The sequence below is a fragment of the Nonomuraea sp. NPDC049129 genome (assembly GCF_040648495.1).
Classification (GTDB): Bacteria; Actinomycetota; Actinomycetes; order Streptosporangiales; family Streptosporangiaceae; genus Nonomuraea.
In genome coordinates, this window is sequence record NZ_JBEZDU010000002.1 from 209,359 (window position 1) to 226,285 (window position 16,927).

The window sequence follows — 16,927 nt, forward strand, 5'->3', positions numbered from 1 at the left end:
CGATTAAATCCTCAGGGCGGTTCGGCGGACGACTTGCGCGATCGAGCTGTCAGGATGGGTGCCATGCCTAACGGAAAGCCGGGCGATGGCGTTTCGGTGGCCGACCCGACCTCGCGGCGTTGGAAGCCGATCTACGCGCTATTCGCGATGGCCTGTCGGCGCCGTGACGGCACCCCATCGTGCCCGTCTCCGCAGGGCACATTCAGGGCACATGGCGCCGCGAGGTGATTTCAGGCGATGATCAACGACCATCATGTTTCGGCAGGTCAAGCAACACTGTGCATGCTCAACGGCAGGTCACGATCATGCTGAAATAGAACCCGGCCTACAGGCCGACTCGTCTCACATCCCTGGCGTCACTTGGCATCGGCCTTCGGGACGATGACACGCGCCCATGCGGTAAGTCTGTCCACCAGCTTGAGGACGAACTCACGGCCGCATGCGAAGAACGGCAGCACCAAGAAGGCCGGGGTCATGAGGACAATGATCACGGCCAGCGGCAGGACCAGCAGCCCACACAACGCCACGCGCTGCCAGGCGGCTTGTATCGATGTCATGGCCTGCTCCCTGCTCACCCGTTCAGCTGCTACCAGTATCCGACCGGTAGACCACTTGGGAATAACGGGGCTCTGACGTGCTAAAACGCGCTCATATTGAGTAGACCACTCGCCATTTAGGAGGGGCGTGAACGCGGCTGGTCGTGGTCCAGTTCCAAAGGACAGCCGCATTCGTCGTAACGCCGATCCGGTCGCTTCCATCGCTCTCACCTCTGACGCTGTGAAGTGCCCCGAACCTTCCGGACACGAGTGGACCAGAGTGAAGGTGAGCAGGACCGCACTTTCCGCGGCCGCGTTCAGGGTGCCTGGCGGCCTCTCGCGGCGTGTGCCTGCCGCGAGGTGAGTGCATGGACTACCTGCCGCGCCTGGGTGAATCGCAGCATGTTGCCAGACGGGTCGAGGAAGACACAGTCGCGGACGCCGTCGGGCTGGTTGATCGGTTCTTGCATCACTTCGGCGCCCGCGGCCTCGATGCGCTCGAAGATGGCGTCGCAGTTGTCGGTTAAGAAGACGAGACGGCCCAGCAGGCCCTTGGCCATCAGGTCGGCGATCGCCTGCCGGTCGGCCGACGAGACGCCTGGGTCCGTGCCGGGGGATTCGAGGATGATCCGCGTGTCCGGCTGCGACGGCGGGCCGACGCTCACCCATCGCATCACCTCGGATCCGTCGTCGTCGCGTACCTCGAAGCCGAGCACGTCACGGTAGAAGCCGAGTGCCTCGCTGAGGTCGTGGACGGCGAGGGTGCAAGAGGAGAGCTGGAGATCCGTACGGCTCAACGCCGCTCCTTGTCGCCGGCGGTAAGAATGACGATGTCGAGGTCGCGGAGCCGGTCCAGGTCGGTGTCGATATCGATGCGGGTGATCTTCTCATCGTCGATGGTGAACGTGAAGACGGCCTTCGGCCGGCCGAGGTGCGACCAGACGGCCGCCGGTACTCCGTCGACCAGAGCGAGCCGGGCGGCCTGAGCTCGTCCGGCGAAGAAGGCCGCCACCGCCTGGTCGCCGCGGACCTCGCCGACCACGGCGTCCGGATCGAGCAACTCGAGCAGGGCGGCGAAATCCCCGCTCCGGGAGGCGGCAAGGAAGGCCTCGACGATGTCCCGCTTCGCCGAGCGCGCGGCATCGGATGCCCCGGCCGCTCCTTGTACCCGGCGCCGGGCCCGGCTGGCGAGTTGCCGGGCCGCCACCGGGGAGCGGTCGATGATGGGGCCGATCTCGCCGAACGACACGGCGAAGACGTCGTGCAGGACGAACGCGAGCCGCTCGGCGGGAGTCAGCGTGTCCAGCACCACCATCAGCGCGACCCCGACCGAATCGGCCAGCAGCGCCTCGTCCTCAGGGCCGGCGTGGTCTGAAGGGTGGATAGCCGCGTCCGGCTCGGGTGGCAGCGCCCCGGCCGAGTCTTCACGCCGGGAGCGGCGTGCCTCGAGCATGTTCAGGCAGACCCGGGCGACGACCGTGGTCAGCCACCCGGCCGGATTCTCCACCTGGCCGGTGTCGGCGCGGCTGACCCGCAGCCACGCCTCCTGCACCGCGTCCTCGGCCTCGCTGGGCGAGCCGAGCATCCGGTACGCCATCGCTTGCAAGCGGTCCTGGTTCTCGGCGAACCGCTGGCTCACCCAGTCCTGCTCAGTCATCCGTCACGTTCCTCCGTCCGGGCCTGTCATACCAATTGACCGGCGAACCCACGCCGATGTGACATCCGGGCCCCGGCTCGGATGTTCGGGAAGCACGTACACCTGAGGCACATAAGGAGACAAGGTATGAAAGCGCACGTCAGCTCGATCCTTCTTGGCGTCCGGGACCTGGACCGGGCCAAGCAGTTCTACACCGAGGGGCTCGGCTGGAAGATCCAGAACGACTACGGCATCTCGGTGTTCTTCGAATCGGACGGCGCCTCGCCCGTCGGCTTCTACGGTCGCGACGGCTTGGCCGACCAGGTGGGCACCAGCCCGGAAGGCAGCGGCTTCAGCGGGCTGGTTCTCACCTACGTCGTCCGTAGTGAGGCGCGGGTCGATGAGATCATCGCGGAGGCCGAGAAGGCCGGCGCCACGATCCTCAAGCCCGCCGGCGCCCTGCCCTGGGGCGGGTACGGCGGCTCCTTCGCGGACCCGGACGGCTACATCTGGAGTCTCGGCTACAGCGCCCAGGGAAAGGACCAGCCCTACGCGGAGTAACTGCCGAGCGGCGATGTCTCTGGCGAGTGCGGGCGGCGCGGCCAACGGATGGTCTCGCAGCATGACCGGCGTGACCGGTACCGATGGGTAGGTTCGGCGTCGCCGCGGGATCGTGTCGACGCCGAACATGTCGTGACCGGTGACGAGGTAGCCGACTGGGATTGACCTTGACTTTAGGTCAGGGTTCACGCTGAACAGCTGACCAACTTAACCTCCACCTGGACCGGCATGGTGCCGGTCGACGACACCGCGCTGGCCGTGACCGACACCGGTGGGCCCGGCCGTACTCTGCTGTATCTCAATGGCCAGTTCGCCACTCAGCGGTACTGGCGGCGCGTCATCGCCGAACTCGGCGGCGACTACCGGCACATCACGTACGACATGCGGGCCCGCGGCCGATCGAGACGTTCGGCCGCGGCTGCCTCGTTCGAGGCGCACGTCCGTGACGTCGACGCCGTCCTTGCGGCGAGAGGCGCTCAAGATCAGCCCGAAGGTCGCCAGTAATCACGGCAACATGCTGCGCAAGGACTTCCGAGCCATCGCCGACGCCGTTCGCGAACTCGCCGGCACCCCACGATCACGAGGTCGGATGAGCAGATGACGGAAGGCGTCACGATTGGCCAGGCGGCGACCTTCGCCGGCGTCACGGTGAAGACCATTCGGCACTACCACAAGCACGACTTGATCGACGAACCCTGCCGCGACAGCTCCGGCTACCGACGTTGCGGATCGGCCGACCTGCCGCAGTTGGCCCAAGCTGGACAAGGTCGCCGCCGATCTCGGCTTCACTCCGGACGACGTGACGATGGCCCGGGAGGGCCTGGTGCTGATCAGGGCCCTGGTGCCGGAAGGCTTCGACGAATATGTGGCCAAGGTCGAGCGCGGCCTCGACGATCCTCGATACTTCTCCCTGATCAAGCGTATGTGGCGCGCCGCTGAGTGGGAGCCGGACGACCCACGGGTCGACGAACTCGCCACAGCCCTGGCCGACCACTATCTCGCCCATCCCGCGCTGCTGCCCATCCCGGCCGGACTCCGGTCCCGCACTGACGGCGCGATCCGGCACGGGCTGCTCGCCCGCCACGGAGAAGAGCAGAAGCCGGCCTGAATCCGGCTGAGGGCGTTGGTCGAGGCGAGAACGCATTCGGCCGGCATCGACGTGGTGTAGCGGACTCACCGCCTGAACCGACGCGCCAGCTGACCGCGTGGAATGCGGTTGCTGGTACGCCGGGTCCGCCCCTCGGACCGTCACCGCAAGAACCTCACCGCCTTCGAGACCCGCACCGGCTGGAAGTACTCGGTCACCGCGACCAACATCGGCTGAGGCATCGCCGGCTCCCACCACCCGCAGTGGCTCGGCGCGCTGGCCCGCGAGCGCGCGGTGGTCGAGGCGGCCAGGACCTGGACTGCCGACTGCGCCTGCTCGCCCTGCATGATCAGCCCGGCCAGGAGCCCGCCGAGCTGGACAGCATGCGCTACCGGCTCTCGCCACAACGATCAGGAAGGAGCCCAGTTCCGGACCCGTGGAACCCGGCGTCCCCGCAGCGACATGCGACGGCCCAATCCCAACCGCATCGGGGATATTACGGGCAAATCGAGCTACTCACACAACACAGCCCGCTGACGAATCGAGGCTGCTTGAGAGAATGGTGTGGAAATTGTTCAATGATTTGGCATGCGCCAGCTGCTTTGTAAATAGGATCATGTCCGGTGGGCGCAGCGCCTCTTGCGTGCGGGCTTGGCACCGGTCTCTGGCTGAGTCTGAAGGGGAGGGAGTTTGTGCACATGTATTAGGGTATTACGGCCTTCCGGACGCGCCGAGCTTGACCTGGTAGTTCTATCGCGATAAATTAAAGCAAATTTCATGATCCAACGGGAGGGTTTCATGCGGCTCGAAATGCTCTATAAGGATCAAGGCTCAGGCGGCAACGGCTGTCCGGCTATCTATTTGGCCGAGAATGGCCAGGTCGTGGTCCAGGGGCCAGCAGTCGATCAGGAAACCTTCTCCAACCTGGCCAACGTTCTGCCGGGCGAGATCGCTCTGCAGATCGCGCCCGAGGTGCTGCAGGGTGCCGTCGACAAGCTTCGTGCCAAGAACGAGGTCCGCTAAGTGGGGCGGATGTTTCGCTCTCTCGATGACGCCGAGTTCAACCGCTTCTTCACCGAATTCCGCTTCACGGCTTACCGTCTGGAGTCGCTGCAGCGTTACGAAGTCTCCTACGAGAAGACGGAGTTCGATCTCTTCCTGAACGGCCAGGAGCGCGGTGAGTTCCCTGGAATCGCGCAGTGGATCGATGAAACGGTCAAGCCGGCACGGAACTCCGGCAAGCTCCTGCACCGGGTTCACGTAGTGCAGGAGCCTCTGTCCGATTACGTGCGGTTTGAGTGCGCCTGGGCGTATGCTCACACGGTACCGGCCGGTGAAGATGTTCGACTCATCCCCGTTCCGCCCGGCGAATGGCCTGCGGGGCTCCCTCGCTATGACTACTGGCTCTTCGACTCGTCCAGCCTCGTCACCATGCATTACAAAGAGGATGGTTCCTTTGAGGCTGCGGAGATTGTGGACGACCCGGAGAAGATCGTCCAAGCCAATTTTTGGAGAGATATGGCAGTTGGTCAATCCATTCCGTTTGCTGACTTTGCGGCGAAGCGCGATGGCAAATTCTAAACTATGGCGATCCGGTGGAAATGCAAAGCGCTGGCAGCGAATTTACGGGTGACGCCAATTCCGTCGTGCAGATAGGTACCATGCACGGCGCGATCAACCTGACTTCTCTGGCGCGGGCACTTCCATTGCCGCGACAGCTTCCCCTTCCGTCGGGCGGCTTCGTTAACAGGGCCGAGAGTCTGGCCGCGCTTGACCGCCTTCTGGAGGTGGGAAGCGGCACGGGCGCAGTCTCCGCCGTGGCTGGAGCTCCGGGGGTCGGCAAGACCGCGCTCGTCGTGCACTGGGCCCATCGGGTGCGTGACCATTTTCCAGACGGAGAACTCTTTATCGACCTCGGCGGTTACGGGCCGAGCGCACCGCTTAGCGCTGACCAGGCTCTCGACAGCTTTCTGAGAGCGCTCAATGTCCCGAAAGAGGGCATTCCTGAAACCCTGGCGGAACGCTCTTCGCTGTTCCGCTCGCTCGTCAGCGGCAGGCGAATGCTCGTGGTCTTGGACAACGCCGCTGACACCGCCACGGTACGGCCGCTCCTTCCCGCCTCAAACGGGTGCTTTGCCTTGATCACAAGCAGAAGTAGCCTGTCAGGGTTGGTAACAAGAGAAGGGGCTGCTCGTGTGACCCTGGAGGTGCTCAGTTCTCCCGACGCCGTCGCGCTGCTCGGACAAGTGATCGGCGTGGCCCGTGTTGCCGCAGAACCTCAGGCCGCAGTCCGTGTGGCCGAACTATGCGGCTATCTTCCGCTAGCGCTGCGAGTCGTGGCTGAACGCGCGTTGGACAGACCGGAACTGGGGCTTACGGAATTGGTAGCCGAGCTCGAGGAGGAGCAGCACAGGCTCGACTCTCTCGCCTCGAGCGAAGACGAACTCAGCGACGTACGTGCCGCCTTCTCCTGGTCATACCGCGCGCTCTCAGTCGAAATGCAGCGGGCCTTCCGGTTGCTTGGTCTTCATCCCGGCCGAGAGTTGTGTACGCAGGCAGCCATGGCACTGCTCAATTCCACCGATCAGCGTGCCACGAAGCGGCTTCTGGACACACTATCTGCGACGCATCTTCTGGAAAAGGTGGCGGCGAGTCGCTATCGATTGCACGACCTACTGAGGGCATATGCGAAGGAACGTCTCCGGGAAGAGACCAGTGCGAAGGACCAGCTGCTGGCGGTTCGCCGGGTCCTGAGTTGGTATCTCCTGGCCGTCGACGCTGGTCGCAGAGCGATCCTCTTCTACTCGCACGAAGTGCCCCTTGTTCCACAGGAGCAACTCGTGAATCCACTATTTGCCGACGCTGAGGCGGCCATGGAATGGCTTGAGGTGGAGCGCCTGAATATTCTGGGCGCGGTGAACCAGGCCATGGACACCGGCCAGTACGACATCGCATGGAAGCTGCCCGTTGTTGCCGACGGCTTCTTTGAGCTTCACTCCTACTGGAAGGAGTGGGAGAATATCCACCGTACCGGTGCCGAAGCTGCTCGAGTTCTCGGTGACCGCCTGGGGGAGGCCTCGAACGTCTTCGCACTAGGAGATGCGGACTGGCGCGGAGGCAGACGAGAAAGTGCGATAGCCAATTACGAGAGCGCTCTCTCATATGCCAGGGACGCCGACGACGCATGGCTCACCGGTTTTTCCCTCAGAGGACTCGGACTGATTCACGCGGAGATGAGGAACCGTGAGAAGGCGCGTAACTACTTCCAAGCCGCCCTTGAGGTCTTCCGTGCAGGAGGGTTGCGGCGTGGGGAGGGCATGGCGCTGCTCAGCCTTGGGGAACATGCTGCCCATCTGGGTCACTTCGACGAGGCGGTATCGCTGGGGGCCGAAGCTGTTCGGATCTTTGTCGAGATCAATGACGAATGGAGCGAAGCCTGGGGCGTGCTTCCGCTCTCCAGAGCGCTCGTGAAACTCAGCCGAGACACTGAGGCCATCGAAGCGCTGATGCGAGCGGCCAGAACGTTCGACCGCTTCAAAGACCGGCGGAGTCTCGCGATGGCACTGGCCGCGCTCGGTGACGTACATCACCGACTGGGTGACGTCTCGAGCGCGCACAACAACTGGCTGACTGCCGCCGAGTTGTATAGCACTTTCGGAGAGAGCGCAATGGCTGAAGAACTAAGAGCAAAAGCTAACAATGGTGAGGAATGACATCGTTCTGAAGTCGAAGAATGGCGAGCTTCCCTCAGGCTGGTTCAGCGCCATTTGTGCCATTCACGATGCTGTCTTCCTGAAGTCGCCCTTCGCATGGACACCGGACACTTCGCGAGAGAATGCTGAAGACCTGCGCCACCTGGCCGAAGACCCGACCTTCGGCGTGGTTGTAGCCTGTCAGGGCAGCAGGTTCGTCGGCTACGCGTACGGGCACCGCCTGCCCGCCGACCACGGTTGGTGGCGTTTCATTCCGGGATCACTTCCGTCTGAATTAACCAGTGAATGGGACGGAAGGACGTACACGCTCACTAGCTTAGCCGTCCTCCCGCGCCAGCGAGGCCGCGGCATCGGCCGTCGAATGATCAATCGTCTGCTTGGCACGCGAACAGAGGAACGGGCCATCTTGTCCGTACAACCGACAGCAGTGCAGGCGCAAAGCATCTATCGTCACCTTGGATGGCACCATGTAGGCAGAAACGGACCCTTGCCCGGTGTCACTCCACCGCACTGGGACGTCTACGTCTTGGAGTGCCTATCCCAGCTGAGTCCCAATTCCTGAGAGGGGGAGCTCCGTATGGACCCAGTTACCCTTGCTATCGCCGGTGCCGTCGCCACTGGTATCGCGACCCGTGCAGGAGAGTCCGCCGGCACGGCACTGAGCAACCTGACCCGCCGTGTCCGCGATCGATTTCGCGACAGGCAGACTGCGCTCGAATCCGAGGAGAAGGTCGCCGCCGCCCTTGAGGCGGAGTTCAGTCGGGATCCCGCGTTTCGTCAGGACTGTCTTGGCTTGTGGAACCAAGCACAGGCCAGCTCCGTCGCTAATTCCTTCACGGGGCACGCCAACAAGGTGATTCAGGCCCGCGACATCCACGGTGACATTACCCTCTGAGCCCTGTTCAAGGACAGGTCAGAGATCCGAGTTGATCTACTTGGCTCTCGCGATAGGCCTGGTGAATACGGCGCGGCCGCGAAGCGGTCCTGGTCCCGTCACGGCAGAACCTGGAGCAGGTAATCGGCCAGCTCGCCCGGCCGGGACAGCATCGCCATGTGGCTGCCGCGCATGATGCCGAGGTGCTCCATCACGTGGCGGCGTACGAAGTCGGGAGGAAAGAGGCGGTCACTGCGGCAGTGCAGGTACTTCGTCGGAACGGCGGGCCAGCGGCCAGCGACCAGGGCTCGCGGCCCGCCCGCCCCATGCTCATCTTCTCGGCGAGCGCGCCGTCGTGGGCCAGTACTCGTTCGGCCAGCTCGTGTGGGACGTCATGCAGGTAGAGCTCGTAGTCGTCGATGCCGGACGAGGGTCGGCCGCTGCGTGTCCACCAGTCGCCCAGCGCCTCGCCCGGAGTCATCGGCGGGCACAGCTACTGCGCGACGGCGAGCGCTTACGTTCAATCGCTGAAGGCGGCTGTCAGGCCCTCGGCCTAGGCATGGACATCAGCCGTCGGCCTGGCGTGACCGGGTATGGCCGGGCGGCCGGGTCAGGTCGGCCGCGGGTACCGGCCGGGCCTCCGCCCGCGCGATGCGCGCCTTGACGTCGCGGAAGTGCAGCCGCATGGCTTCCTGGGCGGCCTCGGCGTCCCGAGCTCGAAGCGCCGCCACGATCCGGCGGTGGTTGACGACGATCTCCGCGCTCCGCTCCTCCGGTGGGCCGAGTGTCGGCTCGACCTCGTGGTAGACGTCCCAGAACAGACCGATCAGCTGCAGCACCAACTCGTTGCCGCACAACTCGTACAGCAGCGCGTGGAACGCCCGATCGGCTTCCGGGTCCCGATCCATGCCATTGACCAGGGCGTCCAACGCGGCGAGCCGGGGGGCGCTGGTGCTCTGGGCCACCTGGGCGACCAGCCCGGTCTCGAGCAGTTCGCGGACCTCGACCAGATCCTGGAGCGCGCGGATCCCGCCGCCCGGCCCCGACCGCACCCGGAAGGCAAGCGACGGGGTCAGTACGTCGAGCGACGCGTGCCCGACGAACGTCCCATGTCCGTGCCGGATCTCGACGATGCCCAACGCCCGCAGGGCCCGTACGGCCTCGCGGACGCTGTTGCGGCTCGCCCCCAGCAGATCCATCAATTGCACTTCGGTGGGCATCGGTGAGCCGGGGGCCAGTCCGCGCTCGTGGATCATGGCGATGATGCGCTCCTGAAGCGACATGCCGTCACGCATACGCATGCTGCCCCCAGGCTCGTCGAAGACCGTATGTCCAAACATCCCACCTCTCGATCTCGGAAGGCCAGGCGGGGCAGGAGATTTTACGCCGACGACACAATCGGGCCACCGGACAGACGTTGCTCGTCCTCGCTCCTCGCCGCCTTCAGCCCAGCCGGCGCCAAGGCGCGGCGATGGCGCCCACGTGACCCCGGGAGCGCCATCGCCAAGCGGCTCGTGTCCTCTCAGCCGACGTGATCGAACGGCAGCCGCAGGCCAAGCTGACCGCCGATCGGGAGGTTGAACCGTCGGATCAGGTCCAGTTCGGTGCTCGCGAGGGCGCGCCGGTAGACGCGTACCTCGTCCAGCGTCCCGCGGAAGCGGTCCACACCGTCCAGCCGCTGTCCGACGTGGATCCCCTCGAGCCCGAACTCCTTGCCGAGGGTCACCGAACCGGCCGGCGCCGCCGCCGACGAGACCTGTACGCCGTCCACCAGGAGCCGGAGCTCGCCACGTACCCGCTGGAGCACCACGAAGTGCCACTGCCCGTCGTTGTACGCGCTCGTCGACTGCACGGTCACGTTGAACCGGTCGACGGAGAGGACCGCCCGGATGCGGTTGCCGGCCGGTTCGGCCCGCAGCCACAGCGCCGGCGGGTTGGTGCCCCTGTTCACCCGGTGGAACCAGAGGATCGTGTGCGCGCCGGTCTGCTCCGAATACCGGATCCAGGAGCTCAGCGTGAAGTCCTTCGCACCGAGGTCGATGCTGTCGTTGAACGGCACCTCCACCCGGTCGTCCACCCGGTCCAGGGCCAGCCCGCCGCCGAACCGCCCAGCGGTGGTCTGCGCACCACCGCGGACATACGCCTGGTTGCGGTACGGCGAGTTGTCCGGCGTCGTCGGGCCGGGCGCCGGGGGGCCGGGGATGCCGGGCGGGGTGCCGTTCGGCGTCTCCAGGTACGCCTCGTTGAACCGCGTGAACCGGATCTGCTCGTACGGCGTGATGTTGCCGGCCTCGTACATCAGGGCCGCCTCGTCGCCGTCCAGGCGCACCATGTCCGAGTACGCCGACGGGCCCCAGTAGAAGACCTTGCCCTCATCCCACGTCTCGAAGCGGCGCCCCTCGTCGTAGGACGACCGGATCCCCATCGCCTCCCGGGCGCCCGGGTGCATCGGCGCGGAGAAGAGGATGCGCTTTTCGCCGAACCGCAGCAGCGACGCCTGGATGTCGGTCGTCGCCAGCGCCGGCATGGTGCGGAACGGCGCGTCCCATGTCTCGCCGCTGTCGCTGCTGGTCGCGTACGCCCGGCTGCCCTCGTCGGTGCCGCGCTCGCGGGCCGAGGCGTAGATCCGCCCGTCGGTGAGCTCGACGACGGTGACTTCCTGGGCGATGACCGTGCCGTCGTCGCGAGACGTCTCGGCGCCGATGTTCCAGGTCACCCCGCTGTCGTCGCTGTAGAGCAGGTGCGTGCCGTAGACGTGCTTGCCGACCCGGTCCCAGCTTTCGAAACTCGCTCCGACGACCAGCCGGCCGGCGTGCGGGCCGAGCTTGAGCTGGATGCCGTGCATCGGGCCGGTGGCGTACCAGAAGTTCCACTCCGGACGCTTGCCCTCGGTCATCTCCCTGGCCGCCGACCAGGTCGCCCCGTGGTCATCGCTGAACTGCACCCAGGGGTCGCGGTCACAGCCGTTCGGGCACGGCTCCCCACCGTTGTGGGTGCTCACCAGCACGACCCGCCCGGTACGCTCGTCAACGATCGGCACCGGGTTGCCGTGGGTGGTGCCGTTGCCCTCCGAGATCACCTGCAGCGGTCCCCAGGTCCGCCCGCCGTCGGCGGAACGGCGCAACACGAGGTCGATGTCCTCGTCGTCGCCGCAGTCCTTCACCCGCCCCTCGGCGAACGCCAAGACCATGCCGTTCGTGGCCCGCACCACGGCGGGGATCCGGAAGCAGCCGTACCCGAAGTCGCCCTGCTTGTAGAGCACCTGCTCGTCCACGAACGGTGCGGTGTCGCTCGCTGTGCCGGCCTGGAAGGTCTCCGCGGTCGCCGGCGCGCCTAACCCGCTGACGAGTAAGCCGGCGAGCACCACTACGGCGCCCGCCCGGCGGCGCCAGGGGCGCCCGGTACGGACCTTTGGGGGGTGACCATCGTGCATGTCCTTGCCCTTCCTGACAGGAGACAGTCATGGAGGGGACATCCTACGTCCAACGTTGGATGTTTAACAGATGATGAATGTAGGATGTTCGCGAGTGAGCGAATGTGTCCGCGAGCTGATCGTCCGGCTGGCCCGAGAGAGTCCACGGCGGGGACATCGGCGCACTCGCGGTGCTCGCTCAGAAACTCGGTTTCGGTTCTGTGAGCTGGGGTTTTGCTGCGCGATCAGGCCTGTGGGGCTCAAGAACTCGAAGCACTCCAGCGCGGAGCCCCTCGTCCGGCAGCCGCCATGCCCGCCTCGGCGGCCGACTCGCCGATTGGGCGTCGCACCTGGCCGTGGGTGGGCTCGGGACCTGGGCGGTCGGTTATGGGCTCGCGTAGTCCAGCGGCGACCTGGTACGTGCGCGGTCGCCCTGCGTACGCGCCGGAACCCCCTCCCGCCGTGGCAGACTCATCGAACGACCGGACGGACCGGCCGCTCGATCGGCCGTTCTCAACCAGCGAGGGGGACGCACGATGGCCATCATCATCGACAAGATCGCCTGGATCCACCTGCGGGACGGCAGAATCCTCAGCACTCGCTCACGCGGCAAGGACGTCTACTACCTGCCTGGCGGCAAGCGCGAACCCGGCGAAACCGATCTCGACACCCTCGTTCGCGAGATCGATGAGGAACTGTCCGTCGCCATCAACCCCGCCACAGCCACCCACGTGGGCACTTACCAGGCGCAGGCACACGGCCACGCCGACGGTGTTGCCGTGCAGATGACCTGCTACACCGCCGATCACCACGGAACACCCACTCCCAGCAGCGAGATCGAAGAAGTCATCTGGCTGACGTACGCCGCCCGCGATCGTGTGGCCCCCGTGGACCAGATCATCTTCGATCACCTGCACGAGACCGGCCAGCTTCACTGACTCAAGAACCGCTTTGAAGCGGGCGAGCAGCGCGTACGCCCTACGGGGTAGCGGCCGAGACGATCTGGGAGATGCGCTGGTGAGACAGTCGCATGGCGCTGCCCGCGTCGCGGGTGGTCCATCCCTGGGCGATGAGGAGGCGGGCGGCGTGGCGTACCGCGTCACGTTCGGCCTGCTCGGCGAGCATGCGCGCCTGGCGGGCTTCGATGACGGCCGCCAGGGCGGCGGCGGCCTCCGGGTCTCCGGGGATGACGCGGAGGCCGATCGTGCCGGGTTCGTCCTTGAGCAGGTCGACGATGAGACCGCCGATGTTTCTCCTTACTTCGACCCAGTTTGCGCCTTGGGCCTGGATGGTGTGCCCGCCGGGCAGGTCGGTGGCGGTGGCGGTCCATTGCTTTCCGGTGCGGGTAACGGTGACGCGGTAGGTGGTGGCGACCTCGAGGTCGGCGTCGGGCACGGAAAGGAGGTCGGGCTGGTCGAAGATCGCATCGTTTGCCGGGTCCATAGTCATCAACTCTGGATCTCCGGTCAGCCTGTTGTCTAGATGGCTTGCCAAAAATTGGCTAATCGAATTGCCATCAGCGGATGTCGTAACTGATATGGGTGACTCTGTCGCCGGCCACGATGCGCGGGTTCTCCATCATGGTGGTGGGGACCTTGTGTTCTCCGAAGAACCGGATCCCGTCGCCGAGCAGGACCGGAGCGACGTACATGTCGACCTGATCCACCAGCCCGGCGCAGACCGCCTGGCCGGCGAGATCGCCTGCGGAGAGGGAAATGGTGCGGTCGCCGGCCGCCTGCCTGGCGCGAGCCACGGCCTCTTCCAGGCCGCCGGTGACGAAATGGAATGGAGCCTCGGGGTAGCGTCTCGGCCAGTCACCGGGGGAACGGTGGGTGAGGACGAAGACGTGATCACCCACGGCGGGCCGACCGCCCCAGCCGTCGGTGAGGTCGAACAGACGGCGTCCGATGATGGCCGCGCCGATGGCCGGCCAGGTGTCGCGGAGCAGATCGGCGCTGGCGGGAGCCGGTCGGTATCCGCCCTTCGGCCGGTACTGGTGGGGTGCGACGGTCAACTCCTGCGGGCCGTTGAAGTACCAATCGAACAGCGGCCCAACGCTGTCGTTCCGATCGGCGATGAAGCCGTCCGCGGATACGGTCGCGCCGACGATCACTCTGCTCATGTACTTCTCCTGTCTGGTCGTGCCTGCTCAGTCGTCAACCGCCAGGACACGTCACCAGCGGCCTGGTCCGGTTACGCTGCCATCGCCGGCCCGTTCCTTCGGTCAGCGAGGGGATCTGGTTCGGTGGTCTGCGAGGGGAGGCTGGATGCTGCCTGGTGAGCGGCCGATCGGGTCAGTCGTGGATTCGGGTCATGGCTTCGTAACCGCCGTCGATCACTCTCACCTCCCGACTCGACTCCAGCATGCGCGCACGGCGGCCGGCGGACATCCGTACCGGCCACGTGGTCACCACCTGGAGGCCACGTGCCCGGCCACGTGAGCGGGCCCGAGATCTCGGCGCGGGAGGCCGAGGTGCTGACGGCGCTCGGCGCCGGACTGTCCAACGCCCAGATCGCCCGTGGCATGCACATCTCCGTCCGTACGGTCGAGGGCCACGTCTCCTCGCTGCTGCGCAAGTACGGGGTGACCGACCGGCAGGCGCTCGCCGCGCGCGCCGCGACCACCGATGAGACGATCACGCCGCCCGGGACCATCGCCGGCCTGCCGCGCCCGCGGACCAGTTTCGTCGGGCGGCGGGACGAGGTCGGCGCCGTGCTGACGGCCGTGGCGGACGGCCGGCTGGTGACGCTGGCCGGGCCGGGCGGGGTGGGCAAGACTCGCCTCGCCGGAGTGGTCGCGGAGGAGGCGGCGTCGCGATATCGCTACGGCGCGGCGTTCGTCGATCTGGTGCCCGTACGAGACGGTCTGGTCGGGCAGGCGATCGCCGCCGTGCTGGGCGTGTCCGAGCATGCCGAACAGCCGGTGGAGCAGGCCGTCGTGGCCCGGTTGCGGCGCGGCCCGTCGCTGCTGGTGCTCGACAACTGCGAGCATGTGCCCGACGCGGTGGCCGAGTTCGCCGAGCGGATCCTGGCCACCTGTCCCACCACGATCCTGGCGACCAGCCGGGAGCGGCTCGGGCTCCCCGGCGAGCGGGTACACCCCCTCGCGCCGCTCCCGCTCGGTTCGGACGCCGAAGAGCTGTTCCGGGACCGCGCCGAGCTGGCACACCCCGGCCACCAACTAGACCCGGCGACGGTGACGGATCTGTGCGCCCGGTTGGACGGTCTGCCGCTGGCGATCGAACTGGCCGCGGCGCGCAGCGCCTCGCTCGGCGCCACCGGGATGCTGAGCGGACTGGGCGACTACCTGCGGTTGCTGGCGGGAGGTCGCGGGGCGGTGGTACGGCATCGGTCGCTTCGAGCGGTGATCGGCTGGAGTTACGACCTGCTCGCCGAGGACGAGCGCGCCGTGTTCCGGCGGCTGAGCGTGTTCGTCGGCGACTTCGACCTGCCGGCCGCCATCGTCGTCGCCGGCCTGCCCGCCCCTGACGCCGCCGACCTGCTGGGCAGGCTTGTCGACAAGAGCCTGATCCGGCACCGGCAGAGCAACTGGCAGCTGCTGGAGACCATCCGCGCGTTCGCCGCCGAACAGCTCGACGGCGACCCGGAGCGCGACCTGGTGCGGCGGCGGTACCTGAGCTGGGCCATCGACACCGCGACCGGCCTCGCGGCGCGGCTCGGCGAGAACTGGCATCCCACCTTCGACAGGGTGGCGGGTGACCTGCGCGCCGCACTGGCGACGGCACCGGACACCCATGAGCTCATCCGGCTGCTGGCCCGGCTCACCTTCGCGCGTGGGTACCTGCGCGCGTCCACCGACTGGTACGAGCGCGCCGCCGGTTGCGCGCCGACGCCGGCGGAGGCGATCGACGATCTCGGCCACGCGGCCGACTGCGCGCACGTGATCAACGACTCAAGCCGGGCGTACGACCTGTGGCTGGCCGCCGCCGACCGGGCCCGCGCGGCAGGCGACGGCAACGCTCGTGCCGTCGCGCTGGCCCGCGCCGTCGAGCTGGCCGGCCGGTTCCCGGTCACCTTCCGCAGTCCGATCCCGTACGAGCGGCGCCGCGAACTCCTGGACGAGGCGACCGCGGCAGGTGATCACGACGATCCGGTCGTCGCCGCCCGGCTGGCCTGTGCGGCCGCCTGGACCGCCGACCCCGAAGTGCTTCAGCCCGATTTCGACCTGGCAGCGGCCGCCGTCAAGGCGGCACGGGTCACCGGCGATCCGATCCTGATCAGCGCCGCCCTGGACGCGGCGCGTACCGTCGCGACCAACGACGGCCGTGGCCGCGAGGCGCATCAGATCACCAGCGAGCGCCTGGAGTTGCTGGCCGGCCCGGATCCGCACAGCCCCGCGTACGTCGCCGAGATCGACGACGCCCAGGCGCTCGCCTGCCTGGACGCCGTGGCCGCCGGCGACCTGCCGGCCGCGCGTACCATCGCCCGGCTGATCGGTACCGGCGACCTGTCCGGCGACAGCGCGTATTTGACCGCCAGCAAGACCATTCCGATGGTCGTCCTCAGCGGCGACCTCGACGAGGCCATCCGGCTCGCCGACGCCATGTGGGAGGGCTGGCAGCGCGCCGGACGGCCGCGGATGTTCTGGATGCAGGTCACCATGCCGTACGTCATCCTCGCCCACGGCCTGCGCGAAGACCGGGACAACGTAGAAAGGTGGCGGAACCGCGCCGCGCAGAGCGCCGCTCCCCACCAGAACGGCTCCTTCCAGTCTCGGCTGGCCCCGCTGACCACCTTCGTCGACGCCAGGATCGCGCTGCATCTCGGTGATCTGGACCGGGCGGCGGAACTGGCCGAGCACGCCTGGCAGTACCGGACGCGGGCCCGCTACCTGCCGTTCGCCCGCGCCGCGGCTGTCGAGCTCGCGGTGGCCGCCGAGCTTCCGCGTGCGGAAGCCGACCTGGCCGCGGCCGCCGCGGACACCGGGGACAACGACTGGGTCGCGGCCACCGTGTTACGGGCGACCGGCCGGCAGTACGCCGACCTCGACGCGCTGTCCCGTGCGGCCGAGTTGTGGGCCCGGATGGGCGCCCGCTTCGAGCACACCTGCACACTGAAGCTCTCGGCGCGCGACCCGTAGGGGCCAT

Annotated in this window: 18 protein-coding genes and 1 pseudogene; 11 read left to right on the top strand and 8 right to left on the bottom strand. The window is 66.8% G+C overall.

Annotation, left to right across the window (positions count from 1 at the left end):
- Positions 1-356 precede the first annotated feature (356 nt).
- The 3 genes from AB0B64_RS06030 to AB0B64_RS06040 all read right to left on the bottom strand — a co-directional run bounded on the left by AB0B64_RS06030 (position 357) and on the right by AB0B64_RS06040 (position 2,193).
- Positions 357-557: a hypothetical protein gene (locus AB0B64_RS06030; protein WP_358175038.1), complete on the bottom strand. Its 201-nt coding sequence runs from the start codon at positions 555-557 to the stop codon at positions 357-359.
- A gap of 296 nt (positions 558-853) precedes the next feature.
- Entirely contained in the window at positions 854-1,333 is a 480-nt protein-coding gene (locus tag AB0B64_RS06035) for a VOC family protein (RefSeq protein WP_358175041.1), read from the bottom strand.
- Positions 1,330-2,193 (bottom strand): sigma-70 family RNA polymerase sigma factor, encoded by an 864-nt coding sequence (locus AB0B64_RS06040; protein ID WP_358175043.1) that lies wholly within the window; start codon positions 2,191-2,193, stop codon positions 1,330-1,332. Before AB0B64_RS06040 ends, AB0B64_RS06035 begins: the two co-directional genes overlap by 4 nt.
- A gap of 126 nt (positions 2,194-2,319) precedes the next feature.
- Here AB0B64_RS06040 and AB0B64_RS06045 point away from each other — a divergent pair, with 126 nt between their 5' ends.
- The 9 genes and pseudogenes from AB0B64_RS06045 to AB0B64_RS06085 all read left to right on the top strand — a co-directional run bounded on the left by AB0B64_RS06045 (position 2,320) and on the right by AB0B64_RS06085 (position 8,428).
- Entirely contained in the window at positions 2,320-2,733 is a 414-nt protein-coding gene (locus AB0B64_RS06045; protein ID WP_357940678.1) for a VOC family protein, read from the top strand.
- A 228-nt stretch (positions 2,734-2,961) separates the two neighbouring features.
- Entirely contained in the window at positions 2,962-3,237 is a 276-nt protein-coding gene (locus AB0B64_RS06050; protein WP_358175046.1) for a hypothetical protein, read from the top strand.
- A gap of 93 nt (positions 3,238-3,330) precedes the next feature.
- A pseudogene (locus AB0B64_RS06055) lies at positions 3,331-3,423 on the top strand (MerR family DNA-binding transcriptional regulator); the annotation flags it as partial.
- A gap of 109 nt (positions 3,424-3,532) precedes the next feature.
- Positions 3,533-3,841 (top strand): hypothetical protein, encoded by a 309-nt coding sequence (locus AB0B64_RS06060; RefSeq protein ID WP_357941502.1) that lies wholly within the window; start codon positions 3,533-3,535, stop codon positions 3,839-3,841.
- A gap of 777 nt (positions 3,842-4,618) precedes the next feature.
- Entirely contained in the window at positions 4,619-4,843 is a 225-nt protein-coding gene (locus tag AB0B64_RS06065; RefSeq protein ID WP_357940682.1) for a hypothetical protein, read from the top strand.
- A 9-nt stretch (positions 4,844-4,852) separates the two neighbouring features.
- Positions 4,853-5,401: a DUF6879 family protein gene (locus AB0B64_RS06070; RefSeq protein ID WP_357940684.1), complete on the top strand. Its 549-nt coding sequence runs from the start codon at positions 4,853-4,855 to the stop codon at positions 5,399-5,401.
- Positions 5,402-5,421: 20 nt separating this feature from the next.
- On the top strand, positions 5,422-7,533 hold the full coding sequence (locus AB0B64_RS06075) for a tetratricopeptide repeat protein (RefSeq protein ID WP_357941477.1): 2,112 nt from the start codon (positions 5,422-5,424) through the stop codon (positions 7,531-7,533).
- Complete coding sequence (locus AB0B64_RS06080) at positions 7,520-8,095, top strand: GNAT family N-acetyltransferase (protein ID WP_357940686.1); 576 nt, start codon at positions 7,520-7,522, stop codon at positions 8,093-8,095. Before AB0B64_RS06075 ends, AB0B64_RS06080 begins: the two co-directional genes overlap by 14 nt.
- 15 nt (positions 8,096-8,110) lie before the next feature.
- Positions 8,111-8,428 (top strand): hypothetical protein, encoded by a 318-nt coding sequence (locus AB0B64_RS06085; protein ID WP_358175049.1) that lies wholly within the window; start codon positions 8,111-8,113, stop codon positions 8,426-8,428.
- A 190-nt stretch (positions 8,429-8,618) separates the two neighbouring features.
- Here the strand turns inward: AB0B64_RS06085 and AB0B64_RS06090 are convergent, their stop codons facing one another.
- From AB0B64_RS06090 to AB0B64_RS06100, 3 genes are all read right to left on the bottom strand, one after another.
- Entirely contained in the window at positions 8,619-8,888 is a 270-nt protein-coding gene (locus AB0B64_RS06090) for a hypothetical protein (protein WP_358175052.1), read from the bottom strand.
- 85 nt (positions 8,889-8,973) lie between these two features.
- Entirely contained in the window at positions 8,974-9,708 is a 735-nt protein-coding gene (locus tag AB0B64_RS06095; protein WP_358175055.1) for a FadR/GntR family transcriptional regulator, read from the bottom strand.
- A 221-nt stretch (positions 9,709-9,929) separates the two neighbouring features.
- The gene (locus AB0B64_RS06100; protein WP_357940694.1) at positions 9,930-11,840 is read right to left on the bottom strand and encodes a sialidase family protein; all 1,911 of its coding nucleotides are present in this window, start codon (positions 11,838-11,840) and stop codon (positions 9,930-9,932) included.
- Positions 11,841-12,355: 515 nt separating this feature from the next.
- Here AB0B64_RS06100 and AB0B64_RS06105 point away from each other — a divergent pair.
- The gene (locus AB0B64_RS06105; protein WP_225289157.1) at positions 12,356-12,757 is read left to right on the top strand and encodes an NUDIX domain-containing protein; all 402 of its coding nucleotides are present in this window, start codon (positions 12,356-12,358) and stop codon (positions 12,755-12,757) included.
- A gap of 40 nt (positions 12,758-12,797) precedes the next feature.
- Here AB0B64_RS06105 and AB0B64_RS06110 read toward each other — a convergent pair whose 3' ends face one another.
- Positions 12,798-13,262: a hypothetical protein gene (locus AB0B64_RS06110; protein ID WP_357940696.1), complete on the bottom strand. Its 465-nt coding sequence runs from the start codon at positions 13,260-13,262 to the stop codon at positions 12,798-12,800.
- A gap of 73 nt (positions 13,263-13,335) precedes the next feature.
- A complete protein-coding gene (locus tag AB0B64_RS06115; protein ID WP_357940698.1) occupies positions 13,336-13,941 on the bottom strand; it encodes a dihydrofolate reductase family protein in 606 nt (201 codons plus the stop codon).
- A 303-nt stretch (positions 13,942-14,244) separates the two neighbouring features.
- Between AB0B64_RS06115 and AB0B64_RS06120 the strand changes: the two genes are divergently transcribed.
- On the top strand, positions 14,245-16,920 hold the full coding sequence (locus AB0B64_RS06120) for a LuxR C-terminal-related transcriptional regulator (protein WP_358175058.1): 2,676 nt from the start codon (positions 14,245-14,247) through the stop codon (positions 16,918-16,920).
- Positions 16,921-16,927: the final 7 nt, after the last annotated feature.